Source organism: Bacillus sp. FSL W7-1354, assembly GCF_038002405.1.
In the GTDB taxonomy this organism is placed as follows: domain Bacteria; phylum Bacillota; class Bacilli; order Bacillales; family Bacillaceae; genus Bacillus; species Bacillus paralicheniformis.
Genome location: NZ_JBBOCL010000001.1, coordinates 2,974,010 through 2,997,945, shown reverse-complemented (window position 1 = coordinate 2,997,945; position 23,936 = coordinate 2,974,010). Strand labels below are relative to the sequence as shown.

Here is a 23,936-nt window from a genome sequence, read left to right as displayed (position 1 = left end):
ATAGTGCAGCGGTCCTCTGCCAAATTTCGTGAATGGATTGGCATAAAAAACCAAACCATCTTTTGATCCATGTGAAATTATTCGCATTATGATTTAATATGTTTAGAATGAAATAAGAAGGAGCGTATATCACAAATATGAACATATCTATCGTAGTTGTCACGCACAACCGGGTCACCGCTTTGTGCGAATTGCTTGAATCCATTACAAAACAGTCTGTTGCACCGTTTGAAGTCATTATTGTTAATGATGCCGGGGAGAGCGTCGACTTTGTTGAGCGCCTTTATTCAGACCTTCCGATCAGAGTTATCCATCTGAAAGAAAACGTGAAGCATGTAAAAGCGAGAAATATAGGGGTGAAAGAAGCTTCCGGAGATGTTATTATGCTGTGTGATGATGATGATTTTTTCACTCCGTGCCATATGGAAAGAATGTTGAATGCGCTGGAGACCGCCGATTTTGTTTATTCGGATGCTGAGATTGTGTCTTTCGAAGAAAAAGAGGATAAAAGAATTCCGACAAGCCGTTATCTTTTTGCGTATTCCTTTAACTTGGATGAAATGAGGAAGTTTTCTACATATGTTCCTTCAGGGAGTATGTACAAACGGTCTCTTCATGACGAGATCGGCTATTTTGATCCTGCTGTCCACAATTATTGGGATTGGGACTTTTTCCTGAGAGCAGCTGAGCGCTTTCGCGTGAAAAGGGTTCCTTTTGCAAGCGTCATCTATGCGTTTTCAGATCAGGGTGACAACCAATCCGGAGATCTTGGCGGAATGAGACAGTATTATTTGGATGTCTTGAGTGAAAAGCATCAGCTTGGCAAGCTTCCGACAAAGAACTTTTTCGTACTTCTCGAAGAACCTGCTATGAAAAAAAGGGAAGCGGAAAGCGAAATCGTCTGGGACGGAAAACCGGTCGCATCCAGGCTTTCCGCTGCAAGACAATTGAGTTAAGGAGGCCTGAACATTGAAACAGATTTTGAATGACAGCTGGTGGCAGCAGCTGAAGGACGAGTTTAATAAGCCTTACTATCAAGAACTGAGGGAAATGCTGAAAAGGGAGTATGCAGAGCACACCGTATATCCTGAACCGAACGATATATACAATGCTTTGCATTATACTTCCTATGAAAATGTTAAAGTCGTGATTCTCGGCCAGGATCCGTATCATGGTCCGGGGCAGGCCCATGGCTTAAGCTTTTCCGTACAACCCGGTGTCAATCCGCCGCCTTCTTTGAAAAATATCTTTATAGAATTGCAGAATGACATTGGCGCCGACATCCCTAATCACGGTTCTCTCGTCAGTTGGGCCAAGCAAGGCGTTCTGCTGCTGAACACCGTTTTGACTGTGAGACGGGGCCAGGCAAATTCGCATAAAGGAAAAGGGTGGGAACAGCTGACAGACAGTATCATAGATGTTTTAAACAAAAGAGATAAGCCGGTCGTTTTTATTCTCTGGGGCCGGCATGCCCAAATGAAAAAAGAGCGAATCGATACATCCAAGCATTTCATTATCCAGTCGCCGCATCCGAGCCCATTCTCGGCTAGAAACGGGTTTTTCGGGAGCAGACCGTTTTCAAGAGCCAATCAGTATTTGGAACAAATCGGTGATGAGCCGATTGATTGGTCCCTTCCGAATCTTTAAAATCGCGAGAACCGCTAAAATAAGCGGTTCTTCGTTTGTCTGGCTCCTATCTACCTGAGAAGTTTTTTGATGATTCGCAGCCCGTTTTTTGATGAAGGGTAACGGAATGAAATGTCAAACAGGTTTGTCTGTTTTAAAACGCTTTTCTCGTGGGAAAACGTCTTAAAGCTGTGATACCCATGGTAACTTCCGATTCCGCTTTCGCCTACGCCGCCGAAGGGGAGGTAAGGTGTGGCTGTGTGCATCAGCGTGTCATTGATGCATCCCCCGCCAAATGAAATCCGGCTGAGGATGTGCTTCTGTACCGGTTTTTCATTCGTAAACAAATAGAGCGCGAGCGGTTTAGGGCGGCTTTGAACCATTTGGATAACGTCTTCGATTGTTTCATAGCCGATGACAGGAAGGAGCGGCCCGAAAATCTCTTCCTGCATGATCGGCGATTCCCAGTCGGGTTCATCGATAATGGCCGGAGCAATTTTAAGTGCGTCTTTTTGATACGTTCCGCCTGTTACGATATTCTCGTTGTGTAAAAAGCGGAGTAACCGTTCGAAATGACGTTCGCTTATGATTTTTCCGTACGCCGGATGGCTTTCCGGCGCTTTTCCGTAAAATGTTTGGATCGATTGCTTCAGAGCGTGCAACAGCCCGCTTTTCACATCTTTGTGTACGAGCAGATAATCAGGCGCAATGCACGTCTGTCCTGCGTTTGTCAGCTTTCCGAAAACAATCCTTTGAGCTGCAAGCTTAAGGTCAGCATCCTTGTGCACGATGCAGGGGCTTTTTCCGCCAAGCTCAAGTGTGACTGGAATGAGCTGTTTTGCTGCGGCTTCCATGACGACTTTGCCCACGGGAACACTGCCTGTAAAAAAGATATAGTCAAATTTTTGCCGCAAAAGCACTTGATTCGTCTCCACCCCGCCCTCAATAACGGACACATATTCGGGCGGAAAGATTTCCTTAATCATCTTGGATATGACGCTGGATACGGCGGGAGCAAGCTCTGACGGTTTGATGACGGCCGTATTCCCCGCAGCAAGTGCGCCGATCAGAGGCGAAACGGCAAGCTGAAACGGATAGTTCCATGGCGCAATGATCAGGACCGTGCCATAAGGCTCCGCAATGACGATGCTTTTTGAGCCGATGTGCGAGACGGCCGTTTTCGCCTTTTTCGGCTTGGCCCATTTTTTTAATCGTCTGCTGATGAAGCGGATTTCTTCCAGTACAATGCCGATTTCCGTCATATAGGCTTCGTGCTCTGATTTATTAAGGTCTTTCTGAAGGGCTTCAAGTATGTCCCGTTCATATTTTTTTACAGCATTCTTAAGAATGTTAAGCTGTTCCAGACGATTTTCAACAGCGAGTGTTGCCCCGCTTAAAAAATATCGCTTTTGCTCGGTAACGGTCGTTTCGATGGAGGGTGTACGTTCTGCCATTCCCTGATTCCTTTCGCTTTTAGAAATTCGAGTGAAGTTTTTTTTCATTATGTGTGACAGCCTTTTCAGCTGTCAACTTTTAGCCGTAAGAAAATCGGCGTTTTCCACCTGCGTTTGCCTGCAGATATCTTTTTTAAAAGTGCAAAAGGTGATATTTCACAGCAGGAGAGGCAATTTTTCGCAATGGATATTTGCAAAGTGCATTCGGCACGGGAGAAGTTAATTTGGTAAAATGAAATGGAAACTGAAAACGGTTTGGAGGATCGATTTGATGAACATACATATATCAAGTTTGCTGCAGAAGATGGAGGACGAATTGAAAAAAGCAAAGGAATGCAGCCAGGAAAATGAATTGAAAATGCACATCGCGGTTATCCGCTCCCTTTGCGACGTCATTGTTGAACCGCAGCAGCGGCCGTCCGTCCAGTCTTCACCCTATGTTCAAACGGCCAATAAACCATCGAGCGACCAGCTGATGCTAGAAAAAATGATGGGGAGCGCCGGTGCTGAACAGTACAAAAAACAAGAGAAACAAAAGCACGAAGATGACGGCAACGGAGATTCTATTTTTGATTTCTAGGCGCCGTCGGCTGTTTTAAAAAAGAGAGGTTGATCAACTTGAAACTGCTTTTTGGGGCTTTACAATGGACGGCATTTATTATTGCGGCCGCAATCGTGGTGCCCATTGCAATCGGGCAGTCATTCGGGCTGAACCAGGCAGAGACCGCTGGGCTGGTTCAAAGCACTTTTTTCGTGCTCGGCACAACGGCTTTTATCCAATGTTTATTGGGACACCGCCTGCCGATTAATGAGAGTCCGGCCGGCCTCTGGTGGGGCGTGTACACGATTTATTCCGGTCTTACAGGGACCGTATTTGCGACTCATATTGAAACGCTTCAGGGGCTGCAGGGAGCGATGCTGCTAAGCGCGGTTTTCTTCTTTATTTTTAGTTTATTTAAAGTTATTGATAAGCTGGCTGTGATGTTTACTCCTGTTGTGACGGGCATTTATTTACTGCTGCTGGTCATCCAGCTTAGCGATCCGATCGTTAAAGGTGTCATGGGGATCGGCTACCGGAAAAACGAGGTCGATATACCCGTGTTTTTGCTGGCGGTTGTGGTCATGCTGGCTACGTTTCTGATGAGCCGGTCAAACATTCCGGTTCTCAAGCAATATTCAATTTTAATTGCGCTTTTCGGCGGCTGGGTCTTATTTGCCGTATTCGGCGTGGCGAAGGCGCCTGAGCATGCGAACCAGCTGTTCCGCCTTCCGGATATTTTTCCGTTCGGAATGCCGCTGTTTGACAGCGGATTAGTCGTTACTTCGCTATTTATTACAGTATTGTTAATCGTCAATATGCTCGCCAGCATACGGGTGGTTGAAGGAGCGGTCAGACAGTTTGAGAAGCTGGAGGAGAGGAGGCGGGCACGTCCTGCCGGATTTATCGCCTCCGTCAGCCATTTGCTGAGCGGATTGCTCGGAGCTGTAGGCACGGTGCCGATATCCGGGGCGGCCGGGTTTATTCAAACGACGAGAATGTCTTCGAAAAAACCGTTTTTGCTCGGGAGTTTGATCGTGATCGTCATCAGCTTTTTCCCGCTGGTCATGAATACTTTTGCCAGCCTGCCGTCTCCGGTCGGCTTTGCGGTGAACTTCGTCGTGTTTTCAACGATGGTCGGCCTGGCATTTGCCGAATTCGATTCTTATGAAAAGGACGAGGCAGGCCGCATCCGTTTTGTTACCGGGATTGCGCTCCTTGCCGGCGTGGGGGTCATGTTTGTACCTGAAAGTGCTTTGGAAGGAATGCATCCTGTTTTTGTTTCCATTTTAAGCAATGGGCTTGTCCTTGGAACAATTGTAGCGATTGCTGCGGAACAGATGCAGCTACGGAAAAAGAAATTTGACAATATCGTGTCATGAGATGTGTAAACGTTGAAATTAAAGGCGTGTGCGCTATGATGATAAAAGAAAGGCGGGCGATTTGATCGTGAAATTATTTTTAATTTTAGGTGCTGTCAATGCGATGCTTGCGGTTGCTTTAGGGGCGTTCGGAGCTCATGGTCTTGAGGGGAAAATTCCCGAGAAATATTTGCAAATCTGGCAGACCGGCGTCCAGTATCATATGTATCATGCGCTCGGTTTAATTGCCGTCGCGCTCATCGCGTCAAAGCTTACAGATGCGGGAAGCGTAACTGCGGCAGGTTGGCTGATGTTTGCCGGAATCGTTTTATTTTCAGGAAGTTTATATGTCCTCAGCCTTACGCAAATCAGCGTCCTCGGTGCGATTACTCCGCTGGGCGGCGTGGCGTTTATTGCCGCATGGATCATGGTTGTTGTATCAGCTGTTAAATACTTGTAGCTTACTAAAAAGCCAATCTCCTGAAAGGATTGGCTTTTTTTTATTTTAACAGGGGCTGATTCATGGTAATTTAATGTTATGAACAGGGCGAAAGACCCGGCTTTTGCATTTTGACAGAAGGGATGTGCATGGCGGAGGACCGGTCTCCGTTCAAAGATGAAAATTAAAGTGATCATTGCGGATGACAATTCATTCATAAGAGAGGGTATGAAAATCATACTGAGCACTTATGATGAATTTGAAGTGCTGGCGACGGTGGAGGATGGCTTGCAAGCGGTCGAATTTTGCCGCGGCCAAGCTGTGGATATTGCACTGCTTGATGTCCGCATGCCCAACATGGATGGAGTGGAAGCTGCGCGGCTCATTTCAGAAACGGGCGCCAAGCCTTTTATTTTAACAACGTTTGATGATGACGAATACATCGTCGCTGCCATACGGAACGGAGCAAAAGGATATTTGCTGAAAAATGCCGATCCTGAGCGAATTAGAGACGCAATTAAAAGCGTGTACAACGGCCATACTGTCATGCAGGATATCATCCTCGACAAGATTAAATCCAATTTGGCGGAGCATAAAGAAGCGGAATCAAAAATAGACGAAAGCCTGTTTACCGAACGCGAGCTCGGAATTATGGCCCTGATTGCCAGAGGGCTGTCCAATAAAGAAATATCGAAAGAACTGTTTATTTCTGAAGGTACGATTGCCAATTATATTTCCTCGATTTTGGGGAAAACAGGGCTTGAACACCGGACGCAAATCGCAATTTATTATTTAACTGGAAAAGTTAACTTTTAATCTGGGGGATCACCATGGAATTGCGGATTATGACCGGCAAACTGATTTTGCTGGGATTTATCATCTATCAATGCGTTTCTTCGGAAATTGACAATCTGCCGTGGCTTGTGTTCAGCATTCTTGTTTACGCCTGTATCAACCTCGGGATTTCAATTTTATCTGAAGGAAAAATAAAAAAGCTTTTTATTATTATGTCTGTCATCATTTCAATTTTTTCTTATGCCGAGGTGCACCCCCTATTTATTTTATTTCTTCCTTTTAGCCTGTATGAAGGAGCAGCTGATTTCGGGCTGCCGAAGTGGATGGTACTTGCCGCTTCAATCGTTCCGGTTTTGTTTATCAATGAAAGCATCTCAGCGGTCTACGCGTTGACAGCCGCTTTTCAATTTTTGCTGTACTGGGCGGCAAGCCAAGATGCAGCGCGGATTGAAAAGCTTGAACATCATATCGATCAAACGAGAAGAGACCTGGAGAAGGTAACAAACATGCTGCGGGAAAACAAAGAGTTCATCAGACAATCCGAATATACGTATAAGCTTGAGGAGCGGAACCGGCTTTCCCAGGAAATACACGATAAAATCGGCCATTCCATGACAGGAGCGCTGATTCAGCTCGAAGCGGCGAAGCGCGTCCTTGACATAGACAAGGAAAAAGCTTCCGAGCTCCTGCAAAACGCGATTAACATCTCCAAGGACGGGATCGAAAATATCAGATTGACGTTAAAAAGCGTCAAGCCGCCCTCAGAACAGATGGGTATCCATAGATTGAAGCTGTTTATCGATGAATGTTCGGCGCGGTATCATATGAATATTTCATTTTTGCATAAAGGCGATTTGGATGTTATTTCTCAAATTCAGTGGAAGATTATGTTTGAAAATATCACCGAAGCACTGACAAACTCGGTGAAATATGCAGAAGCGATACATGTATCCATCTATATTCATGTGCTGAATACACTCATTAAAGCCGAAGTGAAAGACAATGGAAAAGGGCGACAGAAAATCAAGAAAGGGATGGGGATCATCGGGATGGAGGAACGGGCCGCTTCTGTTAACGGAAAGGTGATTGTTGACGGTTCGAACGGCTTCTCTGTCACCACCTTGCTGCCCAAGCATGAATGATTTCATAAATTGAATATGAATTTTCTCATGTGAAAAAGATGAAATGCTGCACTGCCGCACCATTCATCTTTTTTTTATAATGAAATCAAAATGAGGTGAGAACATGAATGTATTGGAAATCCATCATCTAACAAAAAAATTTGGCGACTTCGTTGCCGTCGACAATATATCACTCTCGATCGAAGAGGGCGAAATATTTGGATTGCTCGGCGCAAACGGGGCCGGAAAGAGCACGACCATTCACATGATCTCGAGTTTGCTGAGAAGCAATGAAGGCGAGATTTTGATTCTCGGAAAAAACATTGCGAAACACCGCAAATTCGCCAAGATGAATATCGGCATTGTCCCGCAGGATCTGGCCATTTACGAGGATTTAACGGCATATGAAAATGTGAAGTTTTTCGCCGGACTCTATGGTCTCCGCGGGGCCCAATTGCGCAATCGGGTGGAAGAAGCATTGCAGTTCGTCGGTTTAAGCGATAAGCATAAAAGCTTCCCGAAAAATTTTTCAGGCGGAATGAAAAGAAGGCTCAATATCGCCTGCGCGATCGCCCACAGGCCAAAGTTGATCATCATGGATGAACCAACGGTGGGAATTGATCCGCATTCGAGAAATTATATTTTGGAATCCGTCAAAAAGTTAAATGCGATGGGCTGCACGATTATTTACACCAGCCATTATATGGAAGAAGTTGAAGAGATCTGTACGCGGATCGCCATCGTGGATCATGGAAAAATTATCGCCGAAGGAACGAAGGAGCAGCTGAAATCGATCATTACCAACACGAAAGATATTCAGGTCGTTCTTAAATCGGCGGAAAATGTCGATATCGGCGAACTGAAAACGATCAGCGGCGTGGAGGCGGCTGCTCTTGAAGACAATACGATCAAAATCAACTCGGATGCAGGTGTCAATAATTTAAACCAGATTATTGAGAAGCTGATGAAAAACGGGGCCGAGATTCGTTCATTGGAAGAAAAAGCGCCTAATTTGGAAACCGTGTTCCTGACCTTGACCGGAAGACAGTTGCGCGATTAGAAAGGGGGCCATGGTTTGAATACACTCATCATTGCGAAAAAAGAAATTGTATCGGCTTTTCGGGACAAGCGGACATTCCTTTTTATGCTGGCATTTCCGATTGTACTGATTATGATTTTAGGCACCGCGCTGACGAACGCTTTCGATCAGCAAACAGCAGCGGTCGGCGAGGTTCATGTTCTGTATAAAGACAAGGCTGACGGAGCGTTTTCGGAAGGTTTTAAAACATTCGCAAAAGAAGCGAAAACATCCGGCGTTCATTTTAAAAAAATATTGTCTGATACGGATGGAAAACAAGAAATCAAACAAGGGAACTACGATGCTTACCTTGAGATCGAAAACAGCGGCATCAAGCTTTACCAAATGGATAAAAACAGTATGAAAAACAGCATTATTCAAGGAATGCTGACCGCGTTTGCAAACCGGTACAATGCCGCACAAGAGATCATCAAAGCCGCTCCTGAGCAAGCGGGTGCCGTGCTCGGGGACACACCTGGTGACCATTATATCAAGGAGACGTCTCTCAGCTCAGACAGAAAGCCCAACTCCATGGATTATTACGCGGTTACCATGACCACTCTGATCGCGCTTTACAGTGCACTAAGCGCCAGTTATTTAATAAGGGGAGAGCGGCTTGGAAAAACAGCCGACCGGCTGATCGCGGCGCCGGTTCATAAAGGCGAGATTTTTGCCGGCAAGCTGATTGGCAATCTTGTGACAAACGGATTATGTATTTTTGCCGTCGTCATATTCAGCAAATACGTATTTAAAGCGTACTGGGGAGATCATCTCGCCCTTGTGGCGGCCGTGCTGTTCAGCATCGTATTGTTTGCCGTATGCCTCGGCCTTGGCGTCAGTTATTTGACGAGAACGGGGGAAGCGGCAGTGGCGATCATTAACGTGTTGATTCCGCTGGTTGCATTTTTCGGAGGCGCTTATTTTCCTGTCGAGGGTGCGGAAGGTGTTTTAGCTTTGATCAAAGACCTGTCTCCGCTCACATGGACGAACGAAGCTATTATGAACATTATATTTGCGGACGATCTAGCGGCGGGGCTGCCCGTAATCTTGCTGAACATCGGTTTATCCCTGTTATTTCTGCTGATTGCCGTTGTCTCATTGCAGAGAAGGGAGGGGCTGTAAGATGAAAGAAATGCTATGGCTTGTCAAAAACACACTGAATGTCACCTTCAAAAAGAAAATCAATATCTTTCTGTTCGTATGTCTGCCCTTGCTAGGCATATTCGTATCGCTTTTAACAGAGGGAAGCATGGACAAGACAGATTTGCGCGTCGGAATTATCAATCATGACGGCGGACGAATCGCCGAAGATACTAAGGATTTTTTGAAGGGGATCGAGAATGTCAACATCAGCGCGGTCAGTGAAGCAGAAGGGAAAAGTCAAATTGCGTCAGGGGAGCTTGATTGCGTCATTACGTTTGAACAAGGCTTTTCTCAAAGCGTGCAGAGCGGAGAACCGGCTCATATCGCCATTGCATCTGTCAAAGGCGCTGAAATCACCGGGTTTGTGAAATCGTATGTTTATCATTACATTGATAATATCGCCGCAATCGGCAAATCGGCGCAGGGGAATGAAAAGCGTTTTGAGGAAATGTATAAAAATTACCGGAGTTCTGAAACGGGTGTCAAAACATATACGGTTGAAGACACGGCGAAAAATAGAAACATGACGGAGCGGACGGTCGGTTTTCTTCTGATGGCGATGCTTTTTTCAGCGGGAAGCTTGACCGAACTGTTAGTGAAGGAAAAAGAGAACAGAACGTATTTCAGGCTTTTGACCACACCGATAACGGCAAGACAGTACGTTATGTCCAATGTGGCCGTCAGTATGTCTGTCATCGCATGCCAAATCTTTTTAACATTGATAATGGTGAAATATGTGTTCCGGATGGAGACTGGCATCTCATTTTGGGAGATGGCAGCGGTGCTGTTGATTTTTGCGCTAAGCGCGGTCGGCCTGGCGCTGATCACCGTCGTCTTTGCAAATAGCTCTAAGTCATCCGGGGTATTGCGAAATTTAATATTTATGCCGACGATCATGCTGTCCGGATGTTTTTGGCCGATTGAAATCATGCCGTCTTTCGCACAGCGTATCGCGGACTTTCTTCCGCAGCGGTGGGTGCTGGATACGCTGGCAAAATTGCAGGAGGGACAGCAGCTTCAAGGTCTGTATTTGAATATCATGATCCTGTTTGCTTTCGCTGCTGTCTTTTTCCTCATCGTTATTTACAAATTCAAACGTAATAATGATGTGAGAAACTTTGCTTAATATCTATAAAAAAAGGGTTCGGTTTTAATGAAACCGAACCTTTATCTTGGGGTATATGAGGCCATTGAATACGGATAATCATAAGTGATCGGCTCATCAAACGTAATATAGTCAAGATACACCATCAGCAGCAAATAGCGTGTGCCTGTTTTTCTGTCGCTTAAAATAATGTGGTCGCGGCCGGCTGCTTCAATTTCTCCCCGAAAGACTTTCGCATTCCATTCCGGATTGTTTTCAAATGTCATATATACGGTTGCCACTTTTCCGCGATTGAGCCGCAAAATATTTTCAATGTAGGATTGCTCAAGCGGCAGCATGCCGGGGATACTCGGTGAAGTCTGCTGTGCTGAAGGCATCGGAGGGACCTGGACTCCTGCCGGCTGCGGCTGGAACAGCTGTGGGCCGGGCTGCTGATACGATTGCTGCCCCCCCGTTTGGGTGAAAGGCTGCTGTCCATGCTGCTGGTACATTTGCCCCATCTGCCCCATCTGCGGATAAGGGTTGGGCCCCATTTGCTGCCGGAAATCCGGCATTTCAAGCTCCTGAAGCGGCTGAATCTGATTTTTTTTAAATTTCATCTCGTTCCTCCTCATTTCATTGTGTCAAAGTCATGCCTACCGTCCATACATGAGGAATGATAAAGTGCTGCTATGAAGACGATCCGGCTGTAAAAGACTCAAGATGATAGATCAATATTTCCCATCCCTTTTACAGTATGAACGGGCGGGATGGAATATGACGACACATCATGTTGGAAAGAGAAAAACAAAAAGACCGCTCGTGAAAAGAGCGGTCTTTTTGCATATTAACCTGTGATCACTTCATCTTCAGGATGGCGGATCGGCGCCTTCTTCGGCTTGGCCAGCGTAAACGCCATAGTGAGAGGCCCGACGCGGCCGATAAACATCATCATCATGATAACCGCTTTGCCTGCGGTCGTTAAATCAGGTGTCAGTCCCATCGACAGGCCGACCGTTCCAAAAGCGGAAAATACTTCAAAGACGATTTCCAAAAATGGAGCATTCTCTGTGATCGTCAATATAAATAATGCGAAAAGCACGAATAAAAAACTGATCACAATGATGGCCAAAGCTCTTAAAATGGTTTTCATTTTAATCGCCCTTTTGAACACAACCGTTTCGCTTTTTCCCCTTAAAAAGGTGATCGTCGCCAAGATCATCACGATAAACGTTGTCAGTTTAATTCCACTTCCTGTTGACGCGCTTCCGGCTCCGATAAACATCAAAACGATGGTTAACAGGAGGGACGGCGTTGTCATCTGGGCGATATCAAGCGTATTGAATCCGGCAGTTCTCGGTGTCACACCCTGGAAGTAAGCGCCCCACATTTTGTCGGCTAAAGGCAGTCCGCCGAGCGTACCTGGATTCGAGTATTCCAAAATAAAAATCAGCAAGGCGGCTGTCGTATTGATGATCAATGTTCCAACGATCATGAGCTTGGAATGCAGCGATAATGTCCGGAAGTTTCGCTTTGTCCATAAATCCAGCAGAACGGTAAAGCCGATACCCCCTGTAATGAAAAGGCCTGTGATGACAATGTTGACAATCGGGTCGCCCACATATTGAGACAAGTTGTCCGGCCACAGGGAGAACCCCGCATTGTTAAAGGCTGAAATCGTGTTAAACAAACTATGAAACAAGCCTTTTTGCAAACCGTATTCAGGAACCCATCTGATCGAAAGGATCAAAAATGCCACAAATTCTATGACAATGGTGAAAATAAACAAATGCTTGACCAGGCGGACAAGTCCGCCTAAAGAAGTCTGGTTAAATGCTTCTTGAACGAGAATCCGCTGCTGCAGGCCGATTTTTTTGCCGATCATCATGATGACGAGAACGGCAAACGTCATTAAGCCGAGTCCGCCGATTTGAATCAGGCACATAATAACTGTTTGTCCGAAAACCGTAAAATCTGCCCCTGTATCGACAACAACAAGCCCAGTTACCGTAGTTGCAGAGGTGGCCGTGAATAAAGCATCCACCCATGAGATGTAAGTAGTGGATGCGCCGGGCAGCTTCAATAAACAGGCGCCGATGGCAATGATAATCAAGAAACTGAGCGCCAGCGTCTGCGGCGGACTAATATTGATGATCTTACCTTTTACAAGATTTGAAGAAACCAATTTAGGCATTTTTTCGTTCCTTTCTTCATCCATTCAGTCAAAACATGAATGGAGAAAAAGCAAGGTGATTTCAAATTTAAACGCAGATGGTCATGTTTCAATAATGTCAATAATGTACAGCCAGATACACCGTTTGTCAACAAAAATCAGGAGAATGAAGAGAAGGAATGCGGACGGGTCTTTTGTCCTTTACTAAAGAACAGCGAAGAAAATCAAGAGGAGCAACGCCTGGTTAAATTCTATTATTTTGCATTTCTTTTAAAAATATGACATGGAAAACATTTACTACCTGTTGAAAAAATGGTAGTTTTTAATAGAAATCACCAAAGTGCCGGCGCTTTGGGAAGAAGGCGTTGCTTGATGTTGCCTTTCTTGTACGCTTTCGTCATGACGAATGATGAAAAAAATGATGACTAGGGGGAATTGCTGTGTTGAAAAGAATGTATCGTTCTAAATTGTCAATCTTGGCGGTTAGTCTCGTGATGATGGTTTCGATTTTTCTGCCTTCGTTCCAGGCTAGCGCTCAAACAACCAAAACTGAATCTGTCTACCGCCCGGCTGCGAACGCTTCCTTGTATGCGACTATAACAGGTGCCAGCAAACAGGAGTGGTCGTTCTCGGATATTGAGCTGACGTATCGTCCGAATTCAATCCTGGCGCTGGGAACGGTTGAATTTACATTGCCGTCGGGATTTTCCGCAACAACGAAAGATACCGTGAACGGAAGAGCGTTGACTACAGGGCAAATTTTGAATAACGGAAAAACGGTAAGGCTGCCGCTTACAATTGATCTGTTGGGTATTGCGGAGTTTAAGCTTGTGCTGGCAAACAAAACGCTGCCTGCCGCAGGAAAGTATACATTCCGGGCGGAGAACAGAGTGCTGGGGCTCGGATCGACTTTCTATGCCGAATCTTCAATCGAGGTGCAAAAAAGGGCGACTCCGCCTACACAGCCGTGTAACTGCAAGTAATAGGCAAAAAAGCTCCAAAGACCGAGGTCTTTGGAGCTTTTTATCATTACACATGCAAAAATGCAGGCAGCTGTTCATTTGCGAGGCGGTTGCCGACAAAGAATGAACCGAATTCACCGTACCGGGCGCTTACTTCATCGAAGCGCATTTCATAGACGAGCTTTTTGAACTGGAGCACATCATCTGAAAAGAGCGTGACACCCCACTCATAATCGTCAAATCCGATTGAGCCGGTAATAATCTGTTTCACTTTGCCCGCATAGCCGCGGCCGATCATCCCGTGGCTGCGCATCAAGCTTCTTCTCTCTTCCATAGACAGCATGTACCAGTTGTCATCGCCCGATCTTCTTTTATCCATCGGATAGAAGCAGACATATTTGGCGTTCGGGAGCTCAGGGTACAGGCGCGCACGCACTTGCGGATTTTCGTAAGGGTCTCCCTCGCCGCTTCCCATATAGTTGCTCAGCTCGACAACGGATACGTATGAATAAGCAGGTATCGTGTATTCAGCGAGTTTGGATTTATTGAACTCAAGTTCAATTTGATTTAATTCCTCCATCGTAGGACGCAAAATCATCAGCATGAAGTCCGCTTTTTGGCCGACGATGCTGTATAGCGTGTGGCTTCCGTTTCCTTCTTTTTGAGCAGCTCCCCATTTTTCGAGAAGACCTGTAAATTCGCTGATAATGATCTGGCGCTCATCGCTTGAAAGCATTTTCCATGCGGACCAGTCCATTGTCCGGAAATCGTGAAGGGCATACCAGCCGTCAAGCGTTTGGGCGGCTTCGTTCGTTTTTTGCTGTTCGCTCATTTTGCAATCACTCCCAATTTGTATGTACTTGCCTTCATCATATCATAGTTTGCCGCGTTTTATCCGTTTAGAAGATTTGAACAAAAGGTGACGATCTGTCGTATAACTGGGAAAGGCTGTTATATACTAATAGAAGTGTTTAAACCCTGCCGCACTTAAATTAATTTAAAAAAAGCGTTTAAAAAGTGAAAGCATTATAATAAAATACAGAAGGATTGAATTTATATCACAAAAGAGTATGCTTAATAGAGAAATGAAGTATTTGTGACACTTTCAAGGAGGGTATATAGTGGCAGATCTATTTACAACAGTGCAGGAAAAAGTAGCAGGAAAAGGAGTTAAAATCGTATTTCCGGAAGGTATGGACGAGCGCATTCTCAAAGCTGTCAACGATTTGGCCGGAAACAACGTATTAAAGCCGATCCTTGTGGGAAACGAGCAGGAAATCAAAGATAAAGCGAACGGGTTGAATTTGACGCTGGATGGCGTTGACATATACGATCCTCATACATACGAAGGAATGGAAGACCTTGTTCAGGCTTTCGTTGAACGCCGCAAAGGAAAAGCGACGGAAGAACAGGCCCGCCAAATCCTTTTAGATGAGAACTATTTTGGAACGATGCTTGTTTATAAAGGGCTTGCCGACGGTCTTGTCAGCGGTGCGGCTCATTCAACAGCGGATACGGTTCGCCCTGCGCTGCAAATTATTAAAACAAAAGAAGGCGTGAAGAAAACTTCCGGCGTGTTTATCATGGCGCGCGGCGATGAGCAGTATGTATTTGCAGACTGTGCGATCAATATTGCGCCTGACAGTCAGGACCTTGCGGAAATTGCAATCGAAAGTGCGAACACAGCGAAAATGTTCAACATTGACCCTCGTGTCGCCATGCTCAGCTTTTCAACAAAAGGCTCTGCAAAATCGGACGAAACTGAAAAGGTAGCCAATGCGGTTGCGATCGCCAAAGAAAAAGCGCCTGAGCTTACACTGGACGGCGAATTCCAATTTGATGCGGCATTCGTTCCGTCTGTCGCCGAGAAAAAAGCGCCGGACTCCGTCATTAAAGGTGATGCAAACGTATTTGTTTTCCCAAGCCTTGAAGCGGGGAACATCGGCTATAAAATCGCTCAGCGCCTCGGCAACTTCGAAGCGGTCGGTCCGATTCTGCAAGGGCTGAACATGCCTGTAAACGACCTCTCCAGAGGATGCAACGCTGAAGACGTTTATAATCTTGCGCTGATTACGGCAGTTCAAGCGCTGTAATTTGTTTTTGAAAAAGGTGAACCTGAAGAGGTTCGCCTTTTTTTATGCTTCAATCGCTACATTCAGCAGAGATTCCGCCCCTTTCCGACCGGGATCGAGAGGCGGCCACTGACAAAGGTCAAAAGGAAAATCGGAACCCGGAACAAGGCGGTCTTCTCCGATGAGCTTCTTTAAATATGCCGCGCTTTCTTTCTCCCACAGCACGCTGTCAAACCAAAACTTCCGCAAATATTCGCGCGGCGGCGCCGAAAGCGATGAAGAAACGCCGGCCCATTTGTCATATCCTTTGTCCAGTCTTCCGATCTGATAGGGCAAAAAGCCGCCGCCGTGCGCCAGCAGAATTTTCACATTGCGAAAACGGTCTGTAAACCCGCTTAACAAAAGATCAGCGGCGCAAATTGTCGTTTCCCACGGAACGCCGATCAAATTTGGCAGCATCCTGCGGCGAAGCCGCGGATCTTCAGAAAGGAGCGGATGGATAAAGATAATCGCTTTTCTTCTGTCAGCCGTTTCCCAAAACGGTGTAAATGCTTCGTCTGAGAGAAGCATTTGCGAAGCGCCGGGGCCGATAATCGCTCCTTTAAGGCCGTTGTTCATCGCTTCATTCAGGCGCTCGCTCGCCTTTAAAGGGCTGTTCAGCGGGACGGTGCCGAGGCCTGAAAGGCGGCCGTCGTGTTTTTTAACCCATCCGGCAAGCGCTTTGTTGTATACAAAGGACAATTCGTCTGTGATTTCTTCGGCGAGATCGTAAAGGAAAAGCTGGGGAACCGGCGATACCAATGAGTGTGAGATGCCGGCTTCCTGCTGGGCTTCCAAATATAAAGCTTCCTGGTAGAACAGCTCTTTTAATTCAAAGCCCCATTTGTGATTGACCGTCAAAAAATCCGCTTGGCGGCCATCCTTTTTTTCGCGGACGGCGTGGACCTTCTTTTCATTGTCGTCCAGCCAAAGCAGCACATCGTGCGGTATAAAGTGCGTGTGAAGATCATACAAAGCCGATTCCCCCAATTTTTATATTCGTTTCCAGTACCCGATTCTTTCGGAAATATCCCGGGCCGCTTTTTTCACTTGGTATACGATTTTCGCCTGCCGGGCCTTTATGCGTTCTGCCGGACCTACGACACTGACGGCGTACAACACTCGTCCCGCGTGGTTTCTGACGGGAGCTGAGATGGATGTGACACCATCAATGAATTCCCCGCAACTGACGTCAAACCCGTTTTCTTTAACGGTTTTCAGCGCCTCCCTCAATTTGTCCTCGTCTGTAATCGTTTGTTTTGTACAGCTTTTCAAGCCTTCCTTCACATACTCATCCAATATGCCGTCTTCGTCAAAGGCGAGAAGCACCTTGCCCGAGCTTGTGCAATGCATCGGGTTTTGCCGCCCGATATATGAGAGAAGTTCGACAGGGCGGGGGCATTCCGTCCGATTGAGATAAACGACGCTGAGCTCGCGTCGCATCGCAATATGCGACGTTTCGCCGGTCTCTTCTGTCAGCCGTTTGAGGACCGGCTGGGATTCGCGGTTGATTTCAAGAGTGGAGTTGACAATGGTGTTTAACTTCAGAACCGATAAGCCGAGCTTGTATCTTCTGGATTCCGGGTCCTTCATGACAAACCCTTCGCTTTCCAATGTAGTCAAAAGGCGCGATACTGTGCTTTTTCCGAGGCCGAGCGATGAGGCGAGTTCGGTTAGTTTCTTTTCCGGTGTCTCTAATGTAAACGATTGAAGCAGACGAAGTGCATTTTTTACTGAACCGAGCAGCTGGTGGTCCTTTGTCTCAACAGTCATAGGTTCCTCAACTCTCTCCCTTGTTTTCGTTGCCTTTTATTCCATAATATAACATGATTTTAAAAATAAAAAAGCGGAAAATATCAAATTTTCGGAAAAAATGTCTGAGTTGTTCCGCATAGAGGAACATTGCTGTTTTCTTGTCGTTTAAAATCATTTAACTTAATGGAAAGGATTTGAAAAGGAGGATGTTTGTAGAATATGAATGTTCAGACCCCATCGGCAAAACTCGTAAAACCTTTTGACTGTCAGCACTACATAAACGGCAGGTACTTTCCTTCAGAGAACGGCAGTACGTTTGACAACATCAATCCGGCTACACAGGAAATCATCGGGAGCGTTGCGGAAGGAGGCAAAAAAGAGGTCGATCTTGCAGTCGCGGCCGCAAGGCGTGCTTTAAACGGACGCTGGAAAAACATGACCGCTGACGAAAGGATTCGGATCATCAGAAAGGTCGGCGACATCATACTTGAGCGTAAAGACGAACTGGCAAGGCTCGAGACATTGGATACGGGGAAGCCGCTTTCGCTCTCAAGTAATTTAGATATTCCGCGGGCTGCTTTCAACTTTCATTTTTTTGCGGATTTTATGAGAGGAGCCGGAACAGAAGCTTATCAAACTGACGATATTGCAATCAATTATGCGATCCGCCGTCCGGTCGGCGTCGTCGGGCTGATCAATCCGTGGAACTTGCCGCTGCTTTTGCTGACGTGGAAATTGGCGCCTTGTCTGGCGGCGGGAAATACAGCCGTCATCAAACCGGCTGAACTGACGCCGCTGACAGCCACGCTCCTCGGGGAAATCTGCCATGATGCAGGAATGCCTGACGGAGTCGTCAACATCGTCCACGGGTTTGGGCCTGATTCCGCCGGCGCTGCGCTTTCTGAGCATCCCGATGTTGATGCGATATCTTTCACGGGAGAAACGACAACCGGCAAAATCATTATGGAAGCTGCTTCGAAAACATTAAAGAAACTTTCCTTTGAATTGGGAGGAAAGAACCCGAATATTATTTTTGCCGATGCCGACATGGAGGAAGCCGTCAGCATCTCATTGAAATCGAGTTTCGTCAACCAGGGCGAAGTATGTATGAGCGGCTCCCGCATCTATGTCGAGCGGGAAGCGTATGACGAATTTCTGAACAAGTTCGTTGAGAAAACGAAAGAGCTCAAAGTCGGCGATCCTTTTGATCCGGATACGAATATCGGCGCCTTAATTTCTTCTGAACACACCGAGCGTGTGATGAACTACATCGAATTGGCCAAACGGGAAGGCGGCGTTATTTTAACCGGAGGAAAACGCCCTGAAGGACAGGAATCCGGCTGCTTTCTTGAACCGACGATTATCACCGGACTTTCCCGCAATTCCAGGCTCATCAAAGAAGAAATCTTCGGGCCGGTCGTGACGGTGATTCCGTTCGACGAAGAGGAGGAAGTTATTGCACAGGCTAATGATACACATTACGGATTAAGCGCGACCGTATGGACGAACGACCTCCGCCGGGCGCACCGCGTAGCCGGGCAAATCGAATCGGGCATGGTATGGGTCAACAGCTGGTTTCTCCGCGATCTTCGGACACCGTTTGGCGGCATGAAACAGAGCGGGCTCGGACGAGAAGGAGGCATTCACAGCCTCGAATTCTTCAGCGAATTAACCAATATTTGCATCAAGATGTAAAAGGAGGAAAACGGATGAATGCCACAGCATTGAAGGATACGGCGCGCCTCTTGTATCTTGCTGAAACAGAGAAGCGCGAGGTTGAAAGAATCACAAAGGACTACCCGGAGCTGACCGTCGAAGAGGCGTATGCGATTCAAGAAGAACTGATTCAACTGAAATTATGGGATGGCAACGGCATTATCGGTCCGAAAATGGGCCTGACAAGCCGGGCGAAAATGGAGCAGATGAACGTCGAGGAGCCGATCTACGGTTATATTTTTGAAGATATGATCGTACCAAACGGCGGAAGCATCCGGATGAACGAGCTGATTCACCCGAAGGTTGAAGCCGAGATTGCTTTTGTGCTTGGAAAGGATATTGAAGGGCCGGGTGTTACAAAGGAGAAGGTCCTTGAAGCCGTTGCTGAATTGATTCCCGTTCTTGAAGTGATTGACAGCCGTTATGAAAACTTCTCATTTACCCTGCCTGATGTCATTGCGGACAATGCGTCATCTTCAAGGGTGGTGTTAGGTGAAAAAGTGAAGATGCCGGACCATTTCAAGCTTGATGAAGCAAAAGTCTCTTTAGTGATAAACGGCAAGGTCAAAGAGCAGGGCACTGGTGCAGCAGTTGTCGGACATCCCGCAAATTCGGCGGCCATGCTCGCCAATATGCTCTCCAGGAAGAAACAAAAGCTTGCGGCCGGTAGCATCATTTTAACGGGCGGTGTAACGGGAGCTGTCATGCTGCAGCCGGGCGACCGCGTTTCAGCACAAGTAGAAGGACTGGGAGATGTATCATTTTCAGTCCAATCATAACCTGAGGTGATCATATGCCGATCGTTCATATTCAATTATTAGAAGGCCGGCCGCCTGAAAAGGTCGAGGAAGTCATTCAAAAAGTGACGGAAACGTTGAGCGCCACCCTTGATGCTCCGAGGGAAAACGTCCGTGTTCTTGTCACCGAAATTCCTAAAAGCCACTGGGGCATAGGCGGAACACCGGTTTCAAAATTAAGACCTTAAAGAAGGCGACGGGAGGAATCTACATGTCAATCGAATTGGCGGCGCTTGTTCCGCATACACCGAGGATGTGCTTTGAAGATAAAACCCCTGACTTTCAAAAAGAGCTGGTCAAAGGGATGAAGCGGCTCTCCGGGATCATCGAAAGAATTCAGCCTGATGCCGTTGTCTTGATTTCCTGTCACTGGACGTCAAGCTTCGATCATCTGATCGATGCGGCTCCCGATCATCAAGGCGTTTTAACAGCTTTGGAGTGCCCGAATTTAATTTCCGATGTTCCGTATTCTTACCCCGGGGACACGGAATTGGCGCTGCAGTTGGCCGAAGCCGGCGCAAAAGAGGGGCTTTCCGTCATTCCTATCAACGATCCCACCTACTGCTGGGACTACGGGACAGTTGTTCCGCTGCGCTATCTCGTTCCAAAAGGGGATATTCCGGTCATCGATTTATCGGTTACATTGGCGGCGAACCTGGAAGAAACGTATTTGTGGGGCCGGATTGCCGGAAGAGTACTGAAGGAAAGCAGAAAGAAAATCGTGTTCATCAGCAGCGGGGCACTCAGCCACCATTTGGTGAGAGGGCCCGAATGCATGCCGACTTTGGCCGAACAGGCCCTCGATGCTCAATTTTTAACCTATTTAACAGACAACGATCTTATATCTGCTCAGCAGATGCTGCCTCAATATGCTAAAAATGCCGGACTTGAAGCTGGCGGCCGTCACATTGCAATGCTTTTGGGCGTGCTTGAAGACGGATGTAAAAGCACGTTTTACGGATACGGCCAGTCTTCCGGGAGCTCCAATGTCGTCATGGCATTCGAACCTGCGGGGCAAAAAGCTCGCACGCACGCTTTCAATGAAAAAGACACCGTACGTTAAGCTGTTCTCATAATACGATTAGAATCGTGGAGGGAAACATGAAAAATCGTTCAGTTCATCCAGCAGAAATCATGGCGGCCAGCAAATTCAACAAAGTGCATCTGACTGTTTTCCTATGGTGTTTTTTCGCCATCGCCTTTGACGGTTATGATATTGCGATGTACGGCGTCAGCTTGCCGTGGCTGATGGAGGAATGGAGCCTGACCGCCATTCAAGCCGGAGCGATCGGCAGCTATACATTGATCGGTATGATGCTCGGCGCACTTATTTTTTCACCGCTCGCAGATCAATACGGCCGCAAAAAGGTGTTAGGCTTCTGTATTTTTCTGTTCAGCCTGTTTACGGCATTGGCCGGGCTGATCGATTCTCCGCTTTTGTTTACGATCATGCGGTTTCTTGCTGCTCTTGGAATGGGCGGGTTGATGCCAAATGCGATTTCGCTGATGACCGAATATTCGCCGAAAAAAAACAGAGCGGTGATCGTAGCCGCCATGTATTGCGGCTATTCCGCAGGCGGTGTGCTGGCGTCTCTCGTCGGCATGTTCGCCGTGCCCGGGACAAGCTGGAGAGTGCTGTATCTGATCGGAGCCGTGCCGCTCTTTGTGCTCCCGTTCTTTTTCAGCCGGTTCCCCGAATCTCTGTCATTTTACGTTTTGAAGAAGAATACGAAAGCGTTGGCTGAGATTCTCAATCAGGTGCATCCGGCGGGACGGTACAGGGAAGACGACAATTATCAAATTTCGGTGATTGCGAAAGAAAAGAAGGGCTTTCCAGTTAAAAAACTGTTCGAACAAAAACGTGCAGCGAGCACATTCGCATTCTGGCTTTCCGTTTTCAGCTGCCTTCTCATGGTCTACGGCTTAAATACATGGCTTCCGAAAATGATGCAGGAGTCAGGTTACGGGCTGTCGTCAAGCTTGTCATTTAATCTGGCGCTGTGCAGCGGACAAGCCGCAGGAGCGGTACTCGGCGGATATTTGGCAGATAAGGCCGGCCATAAAAAAGTGCTTGCGGCGATGTATGTCATCGGGGCCTTTTGTTTTGCAGCGTTTGGAATGACGATGAACGCCGTTCTTCTGTACTTGCTGATTGCTTTAGGCGGAGCATGCACTGTCGGAGCGCAAAATATCGCTAATCCTTATATTTCAGAATATTATCCGAAAGAAATCAGAGCGACCGGAATCGGCTGGGCGCTCGGGGTCGGCAGACTCGGAGCGATCATTGCCCCTTCGCTGTTTGCATTGATTCTTGCTGCCGGGATGGAGCCGAAGCAGGCTTTCATGGTGTTTGCGATCCCGAGTGTTTTTGCTGCGCTTGGCATCATGCTCGTCCAAGAGAAGCATGCTTCATTTGATTTTGTCTCTCAATCGGAAAGCGCCGAGTTTACGTTAGAAGCCACATCAAAACATGGATAAAGGGAGGAAACCATTTTGCGGACACAAGTGGGAATTATCGGAGCGGGGCCTGCCGGGCTTATGCTCGCAAACCTGCTCCAACGCCGGGGAATCGAAGCGGTCGTGATCGAATCCCGCTCGCGAAAGGAGATTGAAGAAACCATCCGTGCAGGCGTTCTTGAACAGATGACGGTAGATTTGCTAAATGAAACAGGCGCCGGTGAACGGATGATGAAAACAGCCATGTTTCATCAAGGGATTGAGATCCGCTTTGGCGGCAAGCGGCACAGAATTGATATGCACAAGCTGACGGGAGGAAAGTACATTGCCATCTATCCCCAGCATGAAGTGATCAAAGATTTAATCGACGTCCGTCTGCAATCGGGAGGGCGCATCGTTTTCAATGTGTCTGGCGTCCGCCTGTCAAATATTGATACAGAAGCGCCCGTCATCACTTATCAGACTGAAAACGGCGATACAGAAGAACTGACCTGCGATTTCATTGCGGGGTGCGACGGATTTCATGGGCCGAGCAGACAAAGCATTCCGAGGGAGATCCGCAAAGAGTACGAAAAGGTGTACCCATACGGATGGCTCGGCATATTGGCTGAAGCCCCTCCGTCCTCGTCTGAACTTGTGTATGCCCATCATGAGGACGGGTTTGCCCTCGTCAGCACGAGGACTCCGGAAATCCAGCGGCTTTACCTGCAAGTCAGCCCTTCAGATTCAATCGGGAACTGGCCGGACGAAAGGATATGGGAGAAGCTTCATTTAAGGCTGTCGGCCGATGACGGATGGAAGCTGACTGAAGGCCCTGTGATTCAAAAGAACATTGTCTCGATGAGAAGCTTTATATGCGATCCGATGCAATACGGCAGACTGTATTTAGCGGGGGATGCCGCGCATATTGTACCGCCGACCGGTGCGAAAGGCCTGAATCTTGCGATGGCGGATGTCCAACGGCTTGCGTGGGCGCTCGAAGACTATTACGAAGCTGGCAAAACCGAACGGCTGGACCGCTATTCTGAGGCTTGCCTCCGCCGCGTCTGGAAAGCGGAGCGCTTTTCCTGGTATATGACATCCCTGCTGCACCGTCATCACGGCTACACGCCATTTGACTACCAAATTCAATTGGCTGAGCTTGACCATGTCACAACCTCAACAGCGGCCGCTCAAAGTCTTGCCGAAAATTACGTCGGGCTGCCGCTCGAATTCGGAGAACCGTCTTTAAGCGTCACATGAATGAAGGAGATGCGCCGGAGATAAGAAAAAATCCCACATCATGTTTTCGTAAATGGTATAATGGATGTTGGCTGAAATGCATAA

General features: G+C 47.2%; 24 protein-coding genes. 18 read left to right on the top strand and 6 right to left on the bottom strand.

Features of this window, described 5'->3' with window-relative positions:
• The first annotated feature begins 137 nt into the window (after nucleotides 1–137).
• The gene (locus MKZ04_RS15295; protein ID WP_020453338.1) at nucleotides 138–956 is read left to right on the top strand and encodes a glycosyltransferase family 2 protein; all 819 of its coding nucleotides are present in this window, start codon (nucleotides 138–140) and stop codon (nucleotides 954–956) included.
• Nucleotides 957–969: 13 nt separating this feature from the next.
• Nucleotides 970–1,647: a uracil-DNA glycosylase gene (locus tag MKZ04_RS15290; protein ID WP_020453337.1), complete on the top strand. Its 678-nt coding sequence runs from the start codon at nucleotides 970–972 to the stop codon at nucleotides 1,645–1,647.
• Nucleotides 1,648–1,697: 50 nt separating this feature from the next.
• Here the strand turns inward: MKZ04_RS15290 and MKZ04_RS15285 are convergent, their stop codons facing one another.
• Nucleotides 1,698–3,080: an aldehyde dehydrogenase gene (locus MKZ04_RS15285; protein WP_101561352.1), complete on the bottom strand. Its 1,383-nt coding sequence runs from the start codon at nucleotides 3,078–3,080 to the stop codon at nucleotides 1,698–1,700.
• A 271-nt stretch (nucleotides 3,081–3,351) separates the two neighbouring features.
• Here MKZ04_RS15285 and MKZ04_RS15280 point away from each other — a divergent pair, with 271 nt between their 5' ends.
• The 8 genes from MKZ04_RS15280 (at nucleotide 3,352) to MKZ04_RS15245 (ending at nucleotide 10,681) form a co-directional block, all read left to right on the top strand.
• Nucleotides 3,352–3,660 (top strand): YwdI family protein, encoded by a 309-nt coding sequence (locus tag MKZ04_RS15280; protein WP_023857026.1) that lies wholly within the window; start codon nucleotides 3,352–3,354, stop codon nucleotides 3,658–3,660.
• 38 nt (nucleotides 3,661–3,698) lie between these two features.
• Nucleotides 3,699–5,000, top strand: coding sequence for a purine/pyrimidine permease (locus tag MKZ04_RS15275; RefSeq protein WP_023857027.1), 1,302 nt, complete (start codon nucleotides 3,699–3,701; stop codon nucleotides 4,998–5,000).
• Nucleotides 5,001–5,067: 67 nt separating this feature from the next.
• Nucleotides 5,068–5,439 carry a DUF423 domain-containing protein gene (locus MKZ04_RS15270; RefSeq protein ID WP_025810614.1) on the top strand — a complete coding sequence of 124 codons (372 nt, stop codon included), beginning with the start codon at nucleotides 5,068–5,070 and terminating at the stop codon, nucleotides 5,437–5,439.
• Nucleotides 5,440–5,595: 156 nt separating this feature from the next.
• On the top strand, nucleotides 5,596–6,234 hold the full coding sequence (locus MKZ04_RS15265) for a response regulator (RefSeq protein ID WP_023857029.1): 639 nt from the start codon (nucleotides 5,596–5,598) through the stop codon (nucleotides 6,232–6,234).
• A 14-nt stretch (nucleotides 6,235–6,248) separates the two neighbouring features.
• A complete protein-coding gene (locus tag MKZ04_RS15260) occupies nucleotides 6,249–7,355 on the top strand; it encodes a sensor histidine kinase (protein ID WP_341046262.1) in 1,107 nt (368 codons plus the stop codon).
• 103 nt (nucleotides 7,356–7,458) lie between these two features.
• A complete protein-coding gene (locus tag MKZ04_RS15255) occupies nucleotides 7,459–8,394 on the top strand; it encodes an ABC transporter ATP-binding protein (RefSeq protein WP_025810615.1) in 936 nt (311 codons plus the stop codon).
• A 15-nt stretch (nucleotides 8,395–8,409) separates the two neighbouring features.
• Complete coding sequence (locus MKZ04_RS15250; protein WP_023857032.1) at nucleotides 8,410–9,534, top strand: ABC transporter permease; 1,125 nt, start codon at nucleotides 8,410–8,412, stop codon at nucleotides 9,532–9,534.
• Nucleotide 9,535: 1 nt separating this feature from the next.
• Nucleotides 9,536–10,681 carry an ABC transporter permease gene (locus MKZ04_RS15245; RefSeq protein WP_020453328.1) on the top strand — a complete coding sequence of 382 codons (1,146 nt, stop codon included), beginning with the start codon at nucleotides 9,536–9,538 and terminating at the stop codon, nucleotides 10,679–10,681.
• A 41-nt stretch (nucleotides 10,682–10,722) separates the two neighbouring features.
• Here MKZ04_RS15245 and gerQ read toward each other — a convergent pair whose 3' ends face one another.
• Both gerQ and MKZ04_RS15235 read right to left on the bottom strand, forming a co-directional pair.
• Nucleotides 10,723–11,259: a spore coat protein GerQ gene (gene gerQ / locus MKZ04_RS15240; protein WP_020453327.1), complete on the bottom strand. Its 537-nt coding sequence runs from the start codon at nucleotides 11,257–11,259 to the stop codon at nucleotides 10,723–10,725.
• 227 nt (nucleotides 11,260–11,486) lie between these two features.
• Nucleotides 11,487–12,833 (bottom strand): TrkH family potassium uptake protein, encoded by a 1,347-nt coding sequence (locus MKZ04_RS15235; protein WP_020453326.1) that lies wholly within the window; start codon nucleotides 12,831–12,833, stop codon nucleotides 11,487–11,489.
• A gap of 422 nt (nucleotides 12,834–13,255) precedes the next feature.
• Here MKZ04_RS15235 and bslA point away from each other — a divergent pair, with 422 nt between their 5' ends.
• Nucleotides 13,256–13,795, top strand: a complete 540-nt coding sequence (gene bslA, locus MKZ04_RS15230; RefSeq protein ID WP_023857033.1) for a biofilm surface layer hydrophobin BslA — start codon at nucleotides 13,256–13,258, stop codon at nucleotides 13,793–13,795.
• 46 nt (nucleotides 13,796–13,841) lie between these two features.
• Here the strand turns inward: bslA and hemQ are convergent, their stop codons facing one another.
• Nucleotides 13,842–14,606, bottom strand: a complete 765-nt coding sequence (hemQ, locus tag MKZ04_RS15225) for a hydrogen peroxide-dependent heme synthase (RefSeq protein WP_020453323.1) — start codon at nucleotides 14,604–14,606, stop codon at nucleotides 13,842–13,844.
• A 289-nt stretch (nucleotides 14,607–14,895) separates the two neighbouring features.
• On the opposite strand from hemQ, the gene pta reads away from it, so the two are divergent.
• Nucleotides 14,896–15,867, top strand: coding sequence for a phosphate acetyltransferase (gene pta, locus MKZ04_RS15220; RefSeq protein WP_020453322.1), 972 nt, complete (start codon nucleotides 14,896–14,898; stop codon nucleotides 15,865–15,867).
• Nucleotides 15,868–15,909: 42 nt separating this feature from the next.
• Here pta and MKZ04_RS15215 read toward each other — a convergent pair whose 3' ends face one another.
• Nucleotides 15,910–16,860 carry an amidohydrolase family protein gene (locus MKZ04_RS15215; protein ID WP_328066979.1) on the bottom strand — a complete coding sequence of 317 codons (951 nt, stop codon included), beginning with the start codon at nucleotides 16,858–16,860 and terminating at the stop codon, nucleotides 15,910–15,912.
• 18 nt (nucleotides 16,861–16,878) lie between these two features.
• On the bottom strand, nucleotides 16,879–17,658 hold the full coding sequence (locus tag MKZ04_RS15210; protein ID WP_026580260.1) for an IclR family transcriptional regulator: 780 nt from the start codon (nucleotides 17,656–17,658) through the stop codon (nucleotides 16,879–16,881).
• Nucleotides 17,659–17,859: 201 nt separating this feature from the next.
• Between MKZ04_RS15210 and MKZ04_RS15205 the strand changes: the two genes are divergently transcribed.
• The 6 genes from MKZ04_RS15205 to pobA are packed head-to-tail and all read left to right on the top strand — an operon-like array spanning nucleotide 17,860 to nucleotide 23,852.
• A complete protein-coding gene (locus tag MKZ04_RS15205) occupies nucleotides 17,860–19,335 on the top strand; it encodes an aldehyde dehydrogenase (protein ID WP_149169754.1) in 1,476 nt (491 codons plus the stop codon).
• A gap of 14 nt (nucleotides 19,336–19,349) precedes the next feature.
• The gene (locus tag MKZ04_RS15200; protein WP_149169755.1) at nucleotides 19,350–20,135 is read left to right on the top strand and encodes a 2-keto-4-pentenoate hydratase; all 786 of its coding nucleotides are present in this window, start codon (nucleotides 19,350–19,352) and stop codon (nucleotides 20,133–20,135) included.
• A 14-nt stretch (nucleotides 20,136–20,149) separates the two neighbouring features.
• Nucleotides 20,150–20,341 (top strand): 4-oxalocrotonate tautomerase, encoded by a 192-nt coding sequence (locus tag MKZ04_RS15195; protein ID WP_020453317.1) that lies wholly within the window; start codon nucleotides 20,150–20,152, stop codon nucleotides 20,339–20,341.
• Nucleotides 20,342–20,364: 23 nt separating this feature from the next.
• Nucleotides 20,365–21,216, top strand: coding sequence for a DODA-type extradiol aromatic ring-opening family dioxygenase (locus MKZ04_RS15190; protein ID WP_149169756.1), 852 nt, complete (start codon nucleotides 20,365–20,367; stop codon nucleotides 21,214–21,216).
• A gap of 38 nt (nucleotides 21,217–21,254) precedes the next feature.
• Nucleotides 21,255–22,631 (top strand): MFS transporter, encoded by a 1,377-nt coding sequence (locus MKZ04_RS15185; protein ID WP_341046257.1) that lies wholly within the window; start codon nucleotides 21,255–21,257, stop codon nucleotides 22,629–22,631.
• Nucleotides 22,632–22,646: 15 nt separating this feature from the next.
• Complete coding sequence (gene pobA / locus MKZ04_RS15180; protein ID WP_025810621.1) at nucleotides 22,647–23,852, top strand: 4-hydroxybenzoate 3-monooxygenase; 1,206 nt, start codon at nucleotides 22,647–22,649, stop codon at nucleotides 23,850–23,852.
• The last annotated feature ends 84 nt before the right edge of the window (nucleotides 23,853–23,936 follow it).